This is a genomic window from Streptococcus sp. 17.1, from assembly GCF_016648655.1.
GTDB classification, from domain to species: Bacteria; Bacillota; Bacilli; order Lactobacillales; family Streptococcaceae; genus Streptococcus; species Streptococcus salivarius_E.
Genome location: NZ_JACLQM010000050.1, coordinates 1 through 1,016, shown reverse-complemented (window position 1 = coordinate 1,016; position 1,016 = coordinate 1). Strand labels below are relative to the sequence as shown.

Here is a 1,016-nt window from a genome sequence, read left to right as displayed (position 1 = left end):
GATAAATTGCAAGAATAAGTGCAACATTTACTCGAACTCATCCTCTAGAGCTTCACAAGCAGTTCTGTAAGCTAAACATTTTCGCGGTCTGTGATTGATATCATATAAGGCTTTGTTCAAAGCCTCCTCAGAGATAGCGGCTAAATCTGTTTTCTTTGGGAAATATTCTCTTAGTAAGCCATTTGCGTTTTCATTGCTTCCTCTCTGCCAGGATGAATAGGCGTCCGCAAAGAAAAAGGAAATTCCTAAGTTCTCTACCAGAGGATAGCAGGCAAACTCTTTTCCCCTGTCTGAAGTGAAGGTTTTAAGAGCCTCTTTTGGAAATAGCTTACAAAGTTGTTTGATGGCTAAAAACATGGATTTGGCTGTTCTGTCTGGTATCTTGAAAGCTAAGTAAAAGCGCGTTTTTCGCTCCAGAAAGGTCGCTAAACAGCCCTTGCTTTTGCCTCTGGAAGACACCACAGTATCAAGCTCCCAGTGGCCAAAAGTCTCACGATTCCTGACCTCTTTAGGACGTTTGGCAATTGATGTGCCAATCCTAAATGTCCCACGTGTTTCTTTGGGTTGTCGAGTCTTTCCTTTACGACGCAGGACGCTTAAATCCAGATCAATCAAACCGGCGTAGAGCCAGTTATAGATGGTTTTAAAAGCTACCATTGGCTTTTGTTCAAGCTGATAGCGGCCACAAATCTGTTCAGGCGACCAAGAGGATTTTAAACCGTCCTCAATTTCCTTTTTCAACTCTGGTGTCAAACAAGACTTCCGACCTTTTTGTTTAGCCCTGTGGTCGTACTGTTCCTGTGCTAAGGCTGCGGAATAGCCATTTTGGCATCGTCTTAACTCTCTTGAGATGGTGGATCTATGTACGCCAAGTTTGTTGGCAATTTGGCAAGGTTTCAAACCTAATTCCAAATAGGCTTCTATCTTTATTCGCTCGGTTATGGTAAGATGGGAGTAGCTCATAGTGTTTCCTCGGGTTCTGTTTGTGTGGTTACTTACAGTTTACACCAATGAAA

Annotated in this window: 1 protein-coding gene; it reads right to left on the bottom strand. The window is 42.7% G+C overall.

Going from position 1 to position 1,016, the window contains the following annotated elements; genetic code table 11:
- Positions 1-27: 27 nt before the first annotated feature.
- The gene (locus H7T99_RS10520) at positions 28-963 is read right to left on the bottom strand and encodes an IS30 family transposase (RefSeq protein WP_201036002.1); all 936 of its coding nucleotides are present in this window, start codon (positions 961-963) and stop codon (positions 28-30) included.
- Positions 964-1,016 lie beyond the last annotated feature (53 nt).